The following is a 17,569-nucleotide window of genomic DNA, read 5'->3' as shown; positions in this document are numbered from 1 at the left end:
CGAGGGTACGGCACGCCTTCCACCCCGGCTGCTGATCAGTACCTGATCGGGTACCGATCAGTACCGTCGCTCCTGCTTCTGCTTGCACTCGACGCACAGGGTGGCCCTCGGGAAGGCCTGCATGCGCGCCTTGCCGATGGGGTTCCCGCAGTTCTCGCACAGGCCGTAGGTGCCCGCGTCCAGGCGTTCCAGGGCGCGCTCGGTCTGGGTGAGCATCTCGCGCGCGTTGGCGGCCAGCGCCAGTTCGTGCTCGCGTGTGATGTTCTTGCTGCCGGTGTCCGCCTCGTCGTCGCCGGCGCCGTCCCCGGAGTCCCGCATCATGCCCTGCAGCGACCGCTCGGAGGAGTCGATCTCCGTACGCAGCCGGTCGGCCTCGGACTGCAGTTCCCCGCGCGCCTCCTCGGCCTCTTGCGGAGTCCAGGGTTCCTCGCCGGGGCGTACCGCGAGGTCGCCGGGGTCGGCGGCGCCGCGGGCCTTGGGAACGGCGGTCTTGGCCGCCGTGGCCGTGCCAGGAGTCTTCTTCGCAACCACCGTCGTGGCTCCCGTCTGCTCCGCGGCCTCGGCCGCGCCCACTTTCTTGGCCGTGCTCTTCTTGGCCGCGGTCTTCTTGGCCGGGCCCTTCTCCGCCGCGGTCTTCTTCGCCGGGCCCTTCTCCGCCGCGCTCGCCTCCGCCGCGGTGCTCTTCTCCGCAGCGGCCTCCTTCACCGCGGTGGTCTTCTTCGCGGTGGACGTCTTCCTCGCGGTGGTCTTCTTCGCCGCGGTCGGCTTCTTCGCGGCCGTCGTCTTCTTGGCAGCGGTCTTCTTCGCAGCCGCCTCCGACTGCTGTACGGCGGTCTTCTTCGCCACCATGGCCGCGGCCCCTTCACATATTGTGATCTTGCGCGCGAATCGTGCTGGGACGATAAATCGACTTGAGCCCCGCGGCAACGGGGCACGCCGCCCGATTCGCCCGCCCACCGCGCTCCACGCGGTGAGCATGCATGCGTTGTGCCCAACTCCCCGCCGGGTAATCCGCCGGGCCGGTGCCCCGCCGGGCCTGCCCGCGGCCGGATACCGGGCCGCGGCATTCGGGTCATGCCGGGCCGTGGGGACGTCGCGCCGCACCGCCCTTCCGCCCGGCCCGATAAACCGGTCGGCCGCTGTCCGCGTGGCGCCGTACACTGGGCGCAGCGAAAAGCGTGGATGGGGACGAGTAGCGACGTACGCAGCCCAGAGCGACCCGGGGACGGTGTGAGCCCGGGGGCGAGCGCGACGTGAAGATCACCCCGGAGCCGCCGGAAGAAAGCCGTGACGGGACGGTCACGGCGAGTAGAACCGGCTCGCGGCCCCAATGAGGGGGCTCACCGGCGCACACGACGCACCGGGGAGCCAAGGAGGGTGGTACCGCGGGAGCGCAGCTCTCGTCCCTCCGACGGAAGGCAGCACGTCCGCCGGAGGAAGCTCGTTGAATACGCAGCCGCAGTACCGCCAGGTGCCCGCCCAGGTCGACCTGCCCGCGCTCGAACACGCGGTGCTCGACTTCTGGCGCGAGCAGAAGATCTTCGCCAAGAGCCTGGAGCAGTCCGAGGGACGCCCCGAGTGGGTGTTCTACGAGGGCCCGCCCACCGCCAACGGCATGCCGGGCGCCCACCACATCGAAGCGCGCGTCTTCAAGGACGTCTTCCCCCGCTTCCGCACCATGCGCGGATACCACGTGGGCCGCAAGGCCGGCTGGGACTGCCACGGCCTGCCGGTCGAGCTGGCGGTGGAGAAGGAACTCGGCTTCTCCGGCAAGCAGGACATCGAGGCGTACGGCATCGCCGAGTTCAACGCCAAGTGCCGCGAGTCGGTGACCCGCCACACCGACGCCTTCGCAGAGCTCACCACGCGCATGGGCTACTGGGCCGACCTCCAGGACCCGTACCGCACGATGGACCCCGAGTACATCGAGTCCGTCTGGTGGTCGCTGAAGGAGATCTTCGGCAAGGGCCTGCTGGTCCAGGACCACCGCGTCGCCCCCTGGTGCCCCCGTTGCGGCACCGGCCTGTCCGACCACGAGCTGGCGCAGGGCTACGAGACGGTCGTCGACCCGTCCGTCTTCGTGCGCTTCCCCCTGACCTCCGGCCCGCTCGCCGGCGAGGCCGCGCTCCTGATCTGGACGACCACGCCCTGGACCCTGGTCTCCAACACCGCGGTCGCCGCGCACCCCGAGGTCACCTACGTCGTCGCCACCGACGGCGAGGAGAAGCTCGTCGTCGCCGAGCCGCTGGTCGCCAAGGCTCTCGGCGAGGGCTGGGAGCCCACCGGCCAGACCTTCACCGGCGCCGAGATGGAGCGCTGGACGTACCGGCGGCCCTTCGAGCTCGTCGAGTTCCCCGAGCCGGCGCACTTCGTGGTGAACGCCGACTACGTCACCACCGAGGACGGCACCGGTCTGGTCCACCAGTCCCCCGCCTTCGGTGAGGACGACCTCAAGGTCTGCCGCGCCTACGGCCTGCCCGTGGTCAACCCGGTCCGCCCGGACGGCACCTTCGAGGAGGACGTCCCGCTGGTCGGCGGCGTCTTCTTCAAGAAGGCCGACGAGCAGCTGACGGAGGACCTGGGCGCCCGGGGCCTGCTGTTCAAGCACATCCCCTACGAGCACAGCTACCCGCACTGCTGGCGCTGCCACACCGCGCTGCTGTACTACGCGCAGCCGTCCTGGTACATCCGCACCACGGCCGTCAAGGACCGTCTCCTCCAGGAGAACGAGAAGACGAACTGGTTCCCGGACTCGGTCAAGCACGGCCGGTACGGCGACTGGCTGAACAACAACATCGACTGGGCGCTCTCCCGCAACCGCTACTGGGGCACCCCGCTGCCCGTCTGGCGCTGCGAGGACGACCACCTCACGGTCGCCGGCTCCCGCGCCGAACTGACCGAACTGACCGGCACCGACCAGTCCGCCCTGGACCCGCACCGCCCGTACATCGACGAGGTCACCTTCGCGTGCCCGCAGGACGGGTGCGGCAGGACGGCCACCCGCGTTCCGGAGGTCATCGACGCCTGGTACGACTCGGGCTCGATGCCGTTCGCGCAGTGGGGCTACCCGCACAAGAACAAGGAACTGTTCGAAAGCCGGTACCCGGCGCAGTTCATCTCCGAGGCCATCGACCAGACCCGCGGCTGGTTCTACACGCTGATGGCGGTCGGCACCCTGGTCTTCGACCGGTCGTCGTACGAGAACGTCGTCTGCCTCGGCCACATCCTCGCCGAGGACGGCCGCAAGATGTCCAAGCACCTGGGCAACACCCTGGACCCGGTCCCGCTGATGGACCGGCACGGCGCGGACGCGGTCCGCTGGTTCATGGCGGCCGGCGGCTCCCCGTGGGCGGCCCGCCGCGTCGGCCACGGCACCATCCAGGAGGTCGTCCGCAAGACGCTCCTCACCTACTGGAACACGGTCGCCTTCCAGGCCCTGTACGCCCGCACCACCGGCTGGTCCCCGAGCGAGGCCGACCCGGCCCCCGCCGACCGCCCGGTCCTGGACCGCTGGCTGCTCTCCGAGCTGCACGCGCTCACCGACCAGGTCACCCAGGCGCTGGACGCGTACGACACCCAGCGCGCGGGCAAGCTGCTGTCCGCCTTCGTCGACGACCTGTCCAACTGGTACGTACGCCGCTCCCGCCGCCGCTTCTGGCAGGGCGACAAGGCGGCGCTGCGCACCCTGCACGAGGTCGTCGAGACGGTCACCAAGCTGATGGCGCCGCTGACCCCGTTCATCACCGAGCGGGTCTGGCAGGACCTGGTCGTGCCGGTCACCCCGGGCGCGCCGGAGTCGGTGCACCTGTCGTCGTGGCCGGAGGCCGACCTGTCGGCGATCGACCCCGAGCTGTCCCAGCAGATGGTGCTGGTCCGCCGCCTGGTCGAGCTGGGCCGTGCCACCCGCGCGGAGTCGGGCGTCAAGACCCGCCAGCCGCTCAGCCGCGCGCTGATCGCCGTGTCGGGCTTCGACGCGCTCTCCCCCGAACTGCACACGCAGATCACGGAGGAGCTGAACGTCGAGTCCCTCGCCTCGCTGAGCGAGGTCGGCGGCAGCCTGGTCGACACGACCGCGAAGGCCAACTTCCGTGCTCTCGGCAAGCGGTTCGGCAAGCGCGTCCAGGACGTGGCGAAGGCCGTCGCGGACACGGACGCCGCGGCGCTCTCCCTCGCCCTGCGCGAGGGCACGGCGTCGGTGGAGGTCGACGGCGAGACGATCGCCCTCGCCCCCGACGAAGTGATCATCACGGAGACGCCGCGCGAGGGCTGGTCGGTCGCCTCCGACTCGGGTGCGACGGTGGCGCTGGACCTCGAGATCACGGAGGAACTGCGCCGCGCGGGCCTCGCCCGGGACGCGATCCGCCTGATCCAGGAGGCCCGCAAGAACAGCGGGCTCGACGTCGCCGACCGGATCGCGCTGCGGTGGACGGCCACGGACCCGGCGACCATCGCCGCCCTGACCGGCCACTCGGACCTGATCGCCGACGAGGTCCTCGCCGCGGACTTCGCGCAGGGCGAGGCGGACGACACGTACGGGGAGCCGTTCACGGACGAGGGACTGTCCCTGACGTTCCGGCTGCGAAAGCAGTAACCGCGTAGCGGAAGCAGTAACCGCGTAGACGCGCCTGGGGCCCGGCCTCCCTCTCGCGAGGGGCGCCGGGCCCGGTGCTGTCAGGGGTGGGTGTCGCTCACCGGAGCCGGCCGGATACCGCCGCGCCCGCCCGTGCCGCCTCCGGAGGGTGCCTCCCACGCCGTTCAGGCGCTGGGGAGGCAACGACTGCCCGCGGCTGCGGGCGCACGACGACACGACGAAAGGGCGGGCCCCGGGTCAGAAACCCGGGGCCCGCCCTGAACGCTGCCGACGGCTACGCCGTACTACCGTTCGTCAGTTGTCATCCTCGTCGATCAGGAAGCCGCGCATCGGCGAGGGCGCCTGCCCCATCGGCGACGGCCCCTGCGGACGCACCGGCGCCATCGGCTGGGTCATCGCCGGCGACATCTGCTGCTGACCGCCGTAGGACGGACCGTTCTGGCTCGGCCCGCTGCCCATCGACTGGTTGCCGCCGTAGGACGGGGCGCTCGCGCCGGCCGGTGCCATCGAGGGCGCCGGGGACGGCGGAAGCGAGGCCGTGGCGGGCGTACGCGGCGGGGCGAGCGAGTCGTCCGCCTGGGTCTCCAGCTGACGCAGCTGCGACTCCAGGTACGACTTCAGCCGCGTCCGGTACTCGCGCTCGAAGCCGCGCAGGTCCTCGACCTTGCGCTCCAGCGTGGCGCGGGCGGACTCCAGGGAGCCCATCGCGACGCGGTGCTTCTCCTGCGCGTCCCGCTCCAGGGCGTCGGCCTTGGCACGGGCGTCCCGCTCCAGACCCTCGGCACGCGAACGCGCCTCGCCGACGATCTTGTTGGCCTCGGAACGGGCCTCGGCGATCGCCTGGTCGGCGGTCTGCTGGGCCAGCGAGAGGACACGGGCGGCACTGTCGCCACCGGGGCCGCCCTGACCGGGCATGCCGCCGGGGCCACCCGGACCGCCGTGACCCTGCGGGCCGCCCATGGGGCCGCCCATCGGACCGGGGCCCATCTGGCCCTGCATCGGACCCGGACCGCCCTGGCCCATCGGCCCCGGACCCTGGCCCATCTGGCCGGGACCCTGCGGGCCGCCCTGTCCGCCGGGGCCGGCGGGCAGCTGCGGGGCACCGCTCGGCAGCTGGGGCGGGCCACCCATGGGGCCACCCATCTGCTGCTGCGGCGGGCCCGATATACCGGCGGGCACCGGAGCGCCGGGACCTCGCATGCCCTGCTGGGGCATACCACCCTGCTGCGGCGGACCCTGCTGCTGCTGATGTTGCTGCTGCTGATCCTGCGGCGGTTCCGGAGGCTTGCGCATGTTCTGTTGGTTCTGCGCAGCCGCGCGCGTCGCCGCGGCCAGTTTGGCGCGCAGGTCCTCGTTCTCGCGGAGCAGCCGGGTCAGTTCGGCTTCGACCTCGTCGAGGAAGGCATCGACCTCGTCCTCGTCATAGCCTTCTCGGAGGCGGACGGTCGTGAACTGCTTGTTCCGCACGTCCTCGGGGGTCAACGGCATCTCTTCACCTCAACGTTGTCGTCGGCATTCGGCAAGCCCGTATCTCTCTCATCGATCACAGCCGGCTCACGATCGAGATCAGGATGTAGACGATGATCATCAGTACGAAGAAGGACAGGTCGAGCGCCACGCCCCCGAGACGCAGCGGCGGAATGAACCGCCGCAGAAGCTTCAACGGTGGATCGGTGACAGTGTAGGTGGCCTCCAGAACGACCACCATCGCCTTGCCGGGTTGCCACGAGCGGGCGAACTGGAAGACGTAGTCCATGACCAACCGGAAGATGAGCACGATGAGGAAGCACATCAGCGCGATGTAGACGACATCCAGGACCACGCTCATGACCTGTGCTTCCCTCTCCCCTGAACCATCTCTCGGACCCGGTTTCGGATCCGTGTTCTTGCTCTGTACCGGTGGTGCGTCTCAGCTCTGGTTGAAGAACCCGCCCTCTGCGATGCGGGCCTTGTCCTCCGCCGTGACATCGACGTTAGCAGGAGACAGCAGGAACACCTTCTGCGTCACCCGCTCGATACTGCCGTGAAGACCAAACACCAAACCGGCCGCAAAGTCGACAAGTCGCTTCGCATCTGTGTCATCCATCTCAGTGAGATTCATGATCACCGGCGTGCTCTCACGGAAGTGTTCCCCGATGGTACGGGCCTCGTTGTAGGTCCGGGGGTGAAGCGTGGTGATCCGGTAGGGCTCTCGTTCGGACACGACCTTGGGCATGATGACCGGTGCGCTCTTTTCCAGGCTTGCGCGTTCTTGTGTGATGGATGCCACGGGCGCGATACGCGCGGGACGACCCGATTCCGCCGCGAGCGAAGCGGAACGGGGCACCGGCTCGCGCTGCGCGGGCGGTTGTACGACTCGCGCCTCTTCGTCCCTCAGGGACTGATGAGAACCGTGCGACTGGTGTGCCGGTTCGTGCCGCCGGTGGTCCCGCTCGGGCTCCGGGTCCAGTTCCGGTTCGAAGTCGTCATCGGGGTCGAACCCCCGGCCGTCGTACCCATCGTCCTCCACGAGGCCGAGGTAGACCGCCATCTTGCGCATCGCGCCGGCCATGCTCTGAGTCCTCCGCTCTGTGGTGGATCGGCTGACGACTGCCAAGTGCCTGCGATCCACGAGGTCGTTGCGTCCGCCTTTCGGCGGTAATGACCATATTTTCTGCTGTGGTCCGACTTCTTGGCGACGTTACCCGAGCCTGGGGCGGACTCCGAGTACCGCAGTACCGACGCGCACATGTGTCGCTCCGGCGGCCACGGCCTGTTCGAGGTCCGCACTCATCCCTGCGGAGACCATGTTCGCAGCCGGATGGGCTCGGCGCACGCAGGTCGACAAATCCATGAGGTGCTCGAAAGCCGCCTGTCGGCGTCCGGCGTACTCGCCGGTGAGCGGGGCCACGGTCATCAGTCCGTCGAGCCGCAGCCCCTCGGACCGGGCGACCAGGTCGGCCAACTCTTCGATTCCCGCGGGCGAGACGCCACCGCGGTCACCGCGCGCGTTCTCCCCCGCGTCGAGCGCGACCTGGAGGAGGCAGCCCACCTCGCGTCCGGCCCGCACGGCCTCCTTCGACAGGGCCGTGACGAGCCTGGCCCGGTCGACCGACTGCACGACGTCCGCGTAACCGACGACGGACCGCACCTTGTTGGTCTGCAACTGACCGACGAAATGCCAGGAAAGCGGCAGCTCCGAGCATGCGGCGGCCTTCGGTGCCGCGTCCTGGTCGCGGTTCTCGGCGACATGGCGCACACCGAGTTCGGAGAGAATTCGCACATCGTCCGCCGGGTAGGTCTTGGTGACCACGATCAGGGTCACCTCGTCGCGGCGGCGACCGGCGGCCTCGCACGCCGCGGCGATGCGCTCTTCCACTTTCGCCAGGTTCTCGGCGAGTTCTTGCTTACGGTCCGTCATGCCCCATCAGTCCAGCCAGACATAGCCCGCGAGCCGCCCGGTGGTGCGGTCCCGTCGGTACGAGAAGTGGTCCTTCGACTCCCGGGTACACACCGGCGACTGCGCCCGCTCGCACACCCCGAGGCGTTCGAGCTGCGCGTGTACGCCGGCGCCCACGTCGACCGCCGGTGTGCCCCAGCTCGTCACGGCGTACGCCGCCGGTTCGACGGCGGCCACCTCGGCGCGCATCTCCTCGGGCATCTCATAGCACCGGCCGCACACGGCGGGTCCGGTGCGGGCGACGATCCGGGCGGGGTCCGCGCCGAGCTCGGCCATGGCGCGTACGGCGGCGGGGACGACCCCGGCGACCAGGCCGGGCCGGCCCGCGTGGGCCGCGGCGGCGACTCCGGCGACGGGGTCGGCGAGCAGGACGGGCACGCAGTCGGCGGTGAGGACGGCGAGGGCGAGGCCGCGTTCGGCGGTGACGACCGCATCGACCCGCGGGACCGGGCGGTCCCCCCAGGGTCCGTCGACCACGGCGACGTCGGCCCCGTGCACCTGGTTCATCCAGACCACCCGGGCCGGGTCGACGCCCAGCGACTTGGCCGCCAGCTCCCGGTTGGCCGTCACGGCGCCGGGGTCGTCGCCGACCGCGCCGCCGAGATTGAGCTCCTCGTACGGAACGGCGCTCACTCCGCCCCACCGGTCGGTGAAGCCGAAGTGCGCGCCGTTCACGGTGTCGCGCTGTCCTATCACTTCAGGAAGTCCGGCACGTCCAGTTCCTCGGCCGCGCTGTCCGAGTAGGTCCGCGACGGCGGGACCGGCGGCGGGGAGACCGGCGGCAGGTCGCTCACCGGCTCCGGCGCGGGGGCCGGCTCCGGGTCCTCCTTCGGCTTGACGCTGCCGAGCGAGCCGAAGGACGGACGGCTCTCGGTCTGCCGTGCCGGGGTGGGCTCCTCTCGCTTGCCCGAGGAGGAGGCGCCGAGGACGTTGTCCCGCTGCTTGGACGGCGGCTGGCCCCCGTCGAAGCCGGCCGCGATCACGGTGACGCGGACCTCGTCGCCCAGGGCGTCGTCGATGACCGCGCCGAAGATGATGTTGGCCTCGGGATGGGCGGCCTCGCTGACCAGCTGGGCGGCCTCGTTGATCTCGAACAGGCCGAGGTCGGAGCCGCCGGAGATGGAGAGCAGCACGCCTCGGGCGCCGTCGATGGACGCCTCGAGCAGCGGCGAGGAGATCGCCATCTCGGCCGCGGCCACCGCGCGGTCGTCGCCGCGGGCCGAACCGATGCCCATGAGGGCCGAACCGGCCTCGGACATGACCGACTTCACGTCGGCGAAGTCCAGGTTGATCAGGCCCGGCGTGGTGATGAGGTCGGTGATGCCCTGCACACCGGACAGCAGCACCTGGTCGGCGGACTTGAACGCGTCGAGCACGCTGACCTGGCGGTCCGAGATGGACAGCAGCCGGTCGTTGGGGATGACGATGAGGGTGTCGACCTCTTCGCGGAGCTCGGCGATACCGTCCTCGGCCTGGTTGGCGCGGCGCCGCCCCTCGAAGGTGAACGGGCGGGTGACCACGCCGATGGTGAGGGCGCCCAGCGAGCGGGCGATGTTGGCCACGACGGGCGCGCCGCCGGTGCCGGTGCCGCCGCCTTCTCCGGCTGTCACGAAGACCATGTCGGCCCCCTTGAGGACCTCCTCGATCTCCTCGCGGTGGTCCTCGGCGGCCTTGCGGCCGACGGCCGGGTTGGCTCCGGCGCCGAGTCCGCGGGTGAGTTCGCGGCCGACGTCGAGCTTGACGTCGGCGTCGCTCATCAACAGAGCTTGCGCGTCGGTGTTGATGGCGATGAACTCGACGCCCTTGAGACCGACCTCGATCATCCGGTTGATGGCATTGACACCACCGCCGCCGACACCGATGACTTTGATGACTGCGAGGTAGTTCTGCGGTGCTGCCACGTCGAAGGCCTCTCGCCTCGAGTTACGTGTCGTCGAATCGCCGGAGCTCTGCTGCCCCGCGACCCGGCGACTGATGCCGAATGGGACGGTCCGTAGCGCCGACCCGAACCCTAACGCTCAAGTTTAGGGTTACCAGTGTGTCTGTTCCTTGAAGTCTTCTGAACAGGACACTAAGTCGACAAGTGGCGCACGTTCAACGAACACGCCGAACCTCCCGTTTTTCTTTTCACCCTATGTGATCAGCCGTAGCGCTGCCCAACCAGGGTGCTGGCCTGCACATATACCCGTCAACTCCGCGATGACGCGGGGGCCGTAGGGACACTTACGTCGAAGTGCCGCGCGTCGGGCGCCGCTTTCATCAGCGCGGTGAGCGCACGCGCTTTCCGCACACCCTGCTCACCGCTCCCCCACGCGACGGTCCGGTCACCGCTCAACTCCAGCGAGATGTCGTCGTAGGAACGGACCTTGACGGTCCGTGTGTCGCGGGCGACCGCGTCCGGGAGACGGCCGGCCACCCGGACCGCCTCCCGCACGAGGCGGTCCTCGTCGAAGCGGCGCAGACTCGCCGCCGCGGATCCGGATCGGGCCGGCTCCATTTCGAGCGCGGGAACGCCTTTGGGGGCCCGGGAAACCGTGGCGAAACGGACGCCTTCATCGTCCACTTCCACGAACTTTCGGCCCTTTTGCACAATCAGAACCGGAGTGCGCTCTGTCACTTTCAGCTCGATTCCCCGCGGCCAGGAACGCTCCACACCGACCTCGTCGATCCGGGGCAATTTCCGGCGCAGCCGCGCCTCGACCGCATCGGTGTCCACGGAGACCAGCGGGTCCCCGACGGGCACGTCGGCGGCCTCGCGCACCTGCGCGGGCGTCAGGACACGCGTTCCCGAGACCGACACACCTTCCACGCGCGTCCAGTTCGAGCCGTACAGCACCCAGGCGGTCCCACCCGCGACGAGCACGAGGGCGACGGCAAGAATGATGATCGTACGAAGGCGGGGCGGGCCGAACCGCCGCGCACGGGGCGGGCCGGACGACTCCTGCTGGCGTTCACCGCGCTCGGCGGTGGTCGGTCCGGCCACGCTCCCTGCCTCCCGTCATGCCTGACTAGCGGTGCGCACGGGCGGCGATCGCCTCGTACACCATGCCGACGAGCAGGTCGTCGGCGTCCCGGCGGCCGAACTCGGCGGCGGCGCGGGACATCTCGTACAGCTTGTGCGGGTCGGCGAGTACGGGGAGGACGTTGTGCTGCAGCCACTCGGGCGTCAGTTCCGCGTCGTCGACCAGCAGTCCGCCGCCGGCCTTGACCACCGGTTGGGCGTTGAGCCGCTGTTCGCCGTTGCCGATCGGCAGCGGGACGTACGCGGCCGGGAGCCCGACGGCGGAGAGTTCGGCGACGGTCATCGCGCCCGCGCGGCAGAGCATCATGTCGGCCGCCGCGTACGCGAGGTCCATCCGGTCCAGGTAACTTACCGGGATGTACGGGGGCATCCCCGGCATCTGGTGGACCTGCGGCAGTTCGTTCTTGGGTCCGACCGCGTGCAGGATCTGGATGCCGGCCTGCTGGAGCCAGGGCGCGACCTGCTGGACCACCTCGTTGAGGCGGCGGGCGCCCTGCGAGCCGCCGGTGACCAGCAGCGTGGGCAGGTTGGGGTCGAGCCCGAACATCGCGCGGGCCTCGGGGCGGGCGGCGGCCCGGTCCAGCGTGGCGATGGAGCGGCGCAGCGGGATGCCGATGTAACGGGAGTTGCGCAGCTTGCTGTCGGGGGTGGAGACGGCGACCTGCGCGGCGTACCGCGAGCCGATCTTGTTGGCCAGGCCGGGGCGGGCGTTGGCCTCGTGGACGACGATCGGCACGCCGAGCCGCTTGGCCGCGAGGTAGGCGGGCAGGGCGACGTAGCCGCCGAAGCCGGCCACGGCGTCCGCCTTGGTGCGCTCCAGGATCTGCTCGGCCGCCTTGATGGTGCCGCGCAGCCGCCCCGGCACGGTGATCAGCTCGGGGGTGGGCTTGCGCGGCAGCGGAACGGCCGGGATCAGCGCCAGTTCGTACCCGCGCTCGGGTACGAGGCGGGTCTCGAGGCCGCGTTCCGTGCCCAGGGCCGTGATCCCCACGGTCGGATCCTGCCTGCGCAGGGCGTCCGCGAGGGCGAGCGCGGGCTCGATGTGGCCCGCGGTTCCTCCGCCGGCGAGTACGACATGCACCGAAATTCACCGCTCTCCGGACGAGCGCGCCGCCGAGGCGCGCCGTCGCATCGTGTTCCAACTCCGTGGGCTCCGCTTGGACCCGGTGCCCCCGGTTCCCCGCTTTCTACCAAAGCGAGGTTGCCGCAGCGCGAGCGCCGCCCGCGCACCGGGCTCGTCGCGGGCGAAGGCGATGAGCAGTCCGATGGCGAACATGGTCGGCAACAGGGCGGAACCCCCGTAGGAGAACAGCGGGAGGGGGACACCGGCGATCGGCAGCAGTCCGAGGACCGCACCGATGTTGATCACGGCCTGGGCCGTGATCCAGGTGGTCACGCCTCCCGCGGCATACCTCACGAAGGGGTCCTCCGTGCGTCCGGCCACGCGGATACCCGCATAGCCTAGAGCCGCGAAGAGGGCGAGCACCGACAGCGTCCCCGCCAGGCCCAGTTCCTCACCGGTGACGGCGAAGATGAAGTCGGTGTGTGCTTCGGGGAGTTGGCCCCATTTCTCCACACTGGCGCCGAGCCCGGAACCGAACAGTCCGCCCGAGGCGAGGGCGTAGATGCCGTGCACGGCCTGCCAGCAGGCGTCGCCGGGGCCCGGGTCGGTGGCGCCGATGCAGTTCAGCCGGGCCATGCGGTTGGGGCTGGTCTTGATGAGGATGAAGCCGAGCAGCACGGCGATCGACAGCACCCCGGCGAACAGCCGCGTGGGCGCGCCCGCCAGCCACAGCAGGCCGAACAGGATCGCCGTCAGGATGATCGCCGTACCCATGTCACCGCCGAGCATGATCAGCCCGAGCAGCATGAAGGCGGCCGGCACCAGGGGCACCAGCATGTGCTTCCACTGGGTCAGCAGCTTCTTGTCCTGCTTGCGGGCGAGCAGGTCCGCGCCCCACAGCACCAGGGCCAGCTTGCCGAACTCGCTGGGCTGGATCTGGAAGGAACCGCCCAGTGCGATCCAGTTCTGGTTGCCGTTGACCGCCACCCCTATCCCCGGCACCTGCACCAGGATCATCAGGAAGACGGCACCGGCGAGGATCGGGTAGGCCAGCGCCCGGTGCAGCTTCACCGGCATCTTCATGGCGGCGACCAGGAGGCCGGCGCCGATCAGGGCGGCCAGGGCCTGCTTGCGGAAGAAGTACGACCCGGGCAGCGAGAGCTGGAGCGCGGTGATCTGGGAGGCCGAGTAGACCATCACCAGGCCGAGCACGGTGATCAGGGCGCTGCCGCCGAAGATCAGGTAGTACGCGGTCAGCGGCCGGTCCCAGGCGCGGCGCAGGCGCAGGTACAGGCGGAGCACGGGGTTCTCGTGCGGCGGCCTCGGCGCGGGGGGTCGTTTGGCGGCCCGCTGCACGGGCGGACGTCCGGTACGGCTCTGGGGACTACCGGGCATCGTCGCCTCCGCTGTACGTCGGCATGGACCGTCCCACGCGTCCTCCCGAGGTCGCCCGGCGCAGGAGGCGGCCGGGTCAGGCGCCGAGTTCGCGAACGGCCTGCGCGAACGCGTCGCCGCGCTTGTTGTAGTTGGTGAACATGTCCATGGAGGCACAGGCCGGGGCCAGCAGCACCGTGTCGCCGGGCCGGGCGAGCCGCCGGGCCTCCTGGACGGCCTGGAGCATCGCACCAGTGTCGGTCCGGTCGAGGTCGACCACGGGTACTTCGGGGGCGTGTCGCGCCAGGGCTTCGCGGATCAGGGCGCGGTCCGCGCCGATGAGGACGGCACCGCGCAGGCGCTTCGCCGCTCCCGTGACCAGCTCGTCGAAGGTCGCGCCCTTGGCCAGCCCGCCGGCGATCCAGACGATCGACTCGTACGCCGCCAAGGAGGCCTCGGTGGCGTGGGTGTTGGTGGCCTTGGAGTCGTCCACGTACGCCACCCCGTCGACGTCGGCGACGTGCGCGATGCGGTGGGCGTCGGGGGTGAAGGCGCGCAGCCCGTCCCGTACGGCCGCGGCGGGGACGCCGAAGGCACGGGCGAGGGCGGCGGCGGCAAGGGCGTTGGCGATGTTGTGCGGGGCCGGCGGGTTGACGTCGGAGACCTCGGCGAGTTCCTGGGCGTTCTTCTGCCGGTCCTCGACGAAGGCGCGGTCGACCAGGATGCCCTCCACGACGCCGAGTTGACCCGGCGCCGGAGTGCCGAGGGTGAAGCCGATGGCCCGGCAGCCCTCCTCGACGTCGGCCTCGCGGACCAGGTCCTCGGTGGACGGCTTGTCGGTGGCGTCGGCGTTGTAGACGCAGGCGACGCGGTTGCCCTCGTAGACGCGGCCCTTGTCGGCGGCGTACGCCTCCATGGAGCCGTGCCAGTCGAGGTGGTCGGGGGCGAGGTTGAGGACGGCGGCCGAGTGGGCGCGCAGGGACGGCGCCCAGTGGAGCTGGTAGCTGGACAGCTCCACGGCCAGGACGTCGTACTCGGTCTCGCCGGTGACCGCGTCCAGCAGGGAGACGCCGATGTTGCCGACGGCGGCGGTGCGCAGGCCGGCCGCCTTCAGAATCGACGCCAGCATCTGGACGGTGGTGGTCTTGCCGTTGGTGCCGGTGACCGCCAGCCAGGGGGCTGCTTTTCTCCCGTCGAGGCCGCGCAGGCGCCAGGCCAGTTCGACGTCGCCCCAGACGGGGACGCCTGCCTCGCGCGCCGCCGTGAACAGCGGCTTGTCCGGCTTCCAGCCCGGCGCGGTGACGATCAGCTCGGTTCCCTCGGGCAGGGTCGCCCCGTCGCCGAGGCGCACGGTGACGCCGAGCGGCTCCAGCTCGGCCGCCTGCGCCCGCGCGCGCTCGTCGTCGCCGTCGTTGACGACGGTCACACGCGCGCCGAGGCCGTGCAGGACCTTGGCGGCCGGAACGCCGGAGACACCGAGTCCGGCGACGGTGACGTGCTTGCCCTGGAATGCGAAGGGCACCGAGGAGGAGGTCACTTGTCCGCTGCCCATCCCGCGTAGAAGAGGCCCAGTCCGACGATCACACAGATGCCCTGGATGATCCAGAAACGGACCACGACAAGGACCTCGGACCAGCCTTTGAGTTCGAAGTGGTGCTGGAGTGGCGCCATCCGGAAGACCCGCTTTCCGGTGAGGCGGAAGGAGCCGACCTGGATGACCACCGACATGGTGATCAGGACGAACAGGCCGCCGAGGATGGCCATCAGCAGTTCGGTGCGCGAGCAGATCGCCAGACCCGCGAGCACACCGCCGAGCGCGAGCGAACCGGTGTCGCCCATGAAGATCTTGGCCGGCGAGGTGTTCCACCACAGGAAGCCGAGGCAGGCGCCCATCAGGGCGGAGGCGACCACCGCGAGGTCGAGGGGGTCTCGCACCTCGTAGCAGGCGCCCGGGTTGGTCAGGGTCAGCGCGTTGGCGCAGGACTCCTGGAACTGCCAGACGCCGATGAAGGTGTAGGCGCCGAAGACCAGGACGGAGGCGCCGGTGGCCAGACCGTCCAGACCGTCGGTCAGGTTCACGCCGTTCGACATCGCGAGGATCATGAACAGCGCCCAGATGACGAACAGCACCGGGCCGATCGACCAGCCGAAGTCGGTGATGAACGACAGCTTCGTGGACGCCGGGGTGTTGCCCCGGTTGTCCGCGAACTGGAGTGAGAGCACGGCGAAGCCGATGCCGACGATCAGCTGGCCGGCCATCTTCGCCTTGGCCCGCAGGCCCAGCGAACGCCGTTTGACGATCTTGATGTAGTCGTCGAGGAAGCCGACCAGGCCCATGCCCACCATCAGGCCGAGCACCAGCAGGCCCGAGAAGGTCGGCCCCGCGTCCGCCTCCGGGTCCAGGTAGCTGGTGATCACCTTGGCCAGGAAGTAGGCGGCGACCGTCGCGAAGATGAAGGCGATTCCGCCCATGGTCGGCGTACCGCGCTTGCTGGCGTGCTCGCGCGGGCCGTCGTCGCGGATGTACTGGCCGTAGCCCTTGCGGGCCAGGAGCTTGATCAGCAGCGGGGTGCCGACCAGCGTCAGGAAGAGGCCAATGACTCCCGCGAACAGGATCTGCTTCATCATCGGGCGGCAACCTCACCCTCGGCGCCGGTCTCGAGCAGCGCCGTGGCGACGCTCTCCAGCCCCACCGAACGGGACGCCTTCACGAGCACGACGTCCCCCGGGCGCAGCTCGCTGCGCAACAGGTCGACCGCCGCCTGTGCGTCGGACACGTGCACCGACTCCTCACCCCACGAACCCTCGTTATATGCGCCCAGTTGCAGCCAGCGGGCTTCCCTGCCCCCGACCGCGACGAGCTTGCTGACGTTGAGCCGGACGGCGAGCCGCCCGACCGCGTCGTGCTCGGCGAGCGCCTCGTCCCCGAGCTCGGCCATCTGACCGAGCACCGCCCACGTGCGGCCCCCTTTAGCCTGTGCGGCTTTGCCCATGGCCACGAGCGCGCGCAGGGCGGCTCGCATGGACTCGGGGTTCGCGTTGTAGGCGTCGTTGACGACCGTCACGCCGTCCGGGCGCTCGGTGACCTCCATCCGCCAGCGGGAGAGGGAGCCCGCCTCGGAGAGCGCGGTGGCGATCTCGTCTGCGGACATGCCCAACTCGTGGGCGACGGCGGCCGCGGCGAGCGCGTTCGACACGTGGTGCTCACCGTACAGGCGCATGGTCACATCGCTTGCACCGGAGGGTGTGCGAAGCCTGAAGGAGGGCTGTCCGCTGTCCGTGAGTCGCACGTTCTCGGCACAGACGTCCGCTTCGCCGGACTCTCCGAAAAGGATCACCTTCGCCTTCGTTCGGGAGGACATGGCCCGCACGAGGGCATCGTCCGCGTTGAGGATCGCGGTGCCGCCCTCCTCGGCCGGCGGCAGCGCCTCGACCAGTTCGCCCTTGGCCTGGGCGATCTGCTCCCGGCCGCCGAACTCGCCGATGTGGGCGGAACCGACGTTGAGGACGAGACCGACCCTCGGCGGGGTCAGCTCGCAGAGGTAGCGGATGTGGCCGATGCCGCGGGCGCCCATCTCCAGCACGAGGAACTTCGTCTCCTCGGTGGCGGTGAGCGCGGTGAGCGGGAGCCCGACCTCGTTGTTCATGGAACCGGGCGTGAAGACCGTGGGCGCCTTGCGCCGCAGCACCTGGGCGATGAGGTCCTTGGTGCTGGTCTTGCCGGCGGACCCGGTGAGGGCCACGAGGGTGGTGCCGAGGCGCCGTACGACGTGCCGGGCGAGAGCGCCGAGGGCGGCCTGGACGTCGTCCACGACGATCGCGGGCACGCCGACGGGGCGGGAGCCGAGCACGGCCACCGCACCCGCCTCGACGACCGCCGGTGCGAAGTCGTGCCCGTCCGCCCGCTCGCCCGTGAAGGCGACGAAGAGGCTGCCGGGCCCCGCTTCCCGCGAGTCCCGGACGACCGGCCCGGTGACCTGCGCGGACGCGTCCGGTATGTCGTGCATCCGCCCGCCGACGACTTCTGCGATCTCGGCGAGAGAGAGGGTGATCACAAGTTCGTCCCCTGGATCAGCTGGA

At 70.3% G+C, this 17,569-nt stretch carries 14 protein-coding genes; 1 reads left to right on the top strand and 13 read right to left on the bottom strand.

The features are described 5' to 3' along the window. Positions 1-57: 57 nt before the first annotated feature. Positions 58-849 (bottom strand): TraR/DksA family transcriptional regulator, encoded by a 792-nt coding sequence (locus ACZ4V1_RS13055; protein WP_468333784.1) that lies wholly within the window; start codon positions 847-849, stop codon positions 58-60. 595 nt (positions 850-1,444) lie between these two features. Between ACZ4V1_RS13055 and ileS the strand changes: the two genes are divergently transcribed. Next, the gene (gene ileS, locus ACZ4V1_RS13050) at positions 1,445-4,591 is read left to right on the top strand and encodes an isoleucine--tRNA ligase (RefSeq protein WP_468333781.1); all 3,147 of its coding nucleotides are present in this window, start codon (positions 1,445-1,447) and stop codon (positions 4,589-4,591) included. Positions 4,592-4,885: 294 nt separating this feature from the next. Here ileS and divIVA read toward each other — a convergent pair whose 3' ends face one another. From divIVA to ACZ4V1_RS12990, 12 genes are all read right to left on the bottom strand, one after another. Beyond that, positions 4,886-6,079, bottom strand: coding sequence for an apical growth/hyphal branching protein DivIVA (divIVA, locus tag ACZ4V1_RS13045; RefSeq protein WP_468333778.1), 1,194 nt, complete (start codon positions 6,077-6,079; stop codon positions 4,886-4,888). 55 nt (positions 6,080-6,134) lie between these two features. Further along, complete coding sequence (locus tag ACZ4V1_RS13040; RefSeq protein WP_007448661.1) at positions 6,135-6,419, bottom strand: YggT family protein; 285 nt, start codon at positions 6,417-6,419, stop codon at positions 6,135-6,137. Between the two features lie 81 nt (positions 6,420-6,500). Then, positions 6,501-7,142 (bottom strand): cell division protein SepF, encoded by a 642-nt coding sequence (locus ACZ4V1_RS13035; protein ID WP_468333774.1) that lies wholly within the window; start codon positions 7,140-7,142, stop codon positions 6,501-6,503. Between the two features lie 129 nt (positions 7,143-7,271). Further along, positions 7,272-7,991 (bottom strand): YggS family pyridoxal phosphate-dependent enzyme, encoded by a 720-nt coding sequence (locus ACZ4V1_RS13030; RefSeq protein WP_468333771.1) that lies wholly within the window; start codon positions 7,989-7,991, stop codon positions 7,272-7,274. Positions 7,992-7,997: 6 nt separating this feature from the next. After that, a complete protein-coding gene (gene pgeF / locus ACZ4V1_RS13025) occupies positions 7,998-8,726 on the bottom strand; it encodes a peptidoglycan editing factor PgeF (protein WP_468333768.1) in 729 nt (242 codons plus the stop codon). Next, complete coding sequence (ftsZ, locus tag ACZ4V1_RS13020) at positions 8,723-9,931, bottom strand: cell division protein FtsZ (protein WP_468333765.1); 1,209 nt, start codon at positions 9,929-9,931, stop codon at positions 8,723-8,725. Before ftsZ ends, pgeF begins: the two co-directional genes overlap by 4 nt. A gap of 287 nt (positions 9,932-10,218) precedes the next feature. Continuing rightward, on the bottom strand, positions 10,219-11,013 hold the full coding sequence (ftsQ, locus tag ACZ4V1_RS13015; protein ID WP_468333762.1) for a cell division protein FtsQ: 795 nt from the start codon (positions 11,011-11,013) through the stop codon (positions 10,219-10,221). Between the two features lie 25 nt (positions 11,014-11,038). Continuing rightward, complete coding sequence (gene murG / locus ACZ4V1_RS13010; RefSeq protein ID WP_468333759.1) at positions 11,039-12,133, bottom strand: undecaprenyldiphospho-muramoylpentapeptide beta-N-acetylglucosaminyltransferase; 1,095 nt, start codon at positions 12,131-12,133, stop codon at positions 11,039-11,041. Positions 12,134-12,139: 6 nt separating this feature from the next. Next, complete coding sequence (gene ftsW, locus ACZ4V1_RS13005) at positions 12,140-13,510, bottom strand: putative lipid II flippase FtsW (protein WP_468333756.1); 1,371 nt, start codon at positions 13,508-13,510, stop codon at positions 12,140-12,142. Positions 13,511-13,586: 76 nt separating this feature from the next. Then, entirely contained in the window at positions 13,587-15,011 is a 1,425-nt protein-coding gene (murD, locus tag ACZ4V1_RS13000) for a UDP-N-acetylmuramoyl-L-alanine--D-glutamate ligase (protein ID WP_468334807.1), read from the bottom strand. Between the two features lie 11 nt (positions 15,012-15,022). Then, positions 15,023-16,114, bottom strand: coding sequence for a phospho-N-acetylmuramoyl-pentapeptide-transferase (gene mraY / locus ACZ4V1_RS12995; protein WP_121746548.1), 1,092 nt, complete (start codon positions 16,112-16,114; stop codon positions 15,023-15,025). After that, the gene (locus ACZ4V1_RS12990) at positions 16,114-17,544 is read right to left on the bottom strand and encodes a UDP-N-acetylmuramoyl-tripeptide--D-alanyl-D-alanine ligase (RefSeq protein ID WP_468333753.1); all 1,431 of its coding nucleotides are present in this window, start codon (positions 17,542-17,544) and stop codon (positions 16,114-16,116) included. The genes mraY and ACZ4V1_RS12990 overlap by 1 nt, the downstream gene beginning before the upstream one ends. Between the last annotated feature and the right edge of the window lie 25 nt (positions 17,545-17,569).

Source organism: Streptomyces sp. NPDC028991 (genome assembly GCF_055564775.1).
Note: the sequence above shows the minus strand (reverse complement) of the source record. Positions and strands in the feature narration are given on the sequence as shown.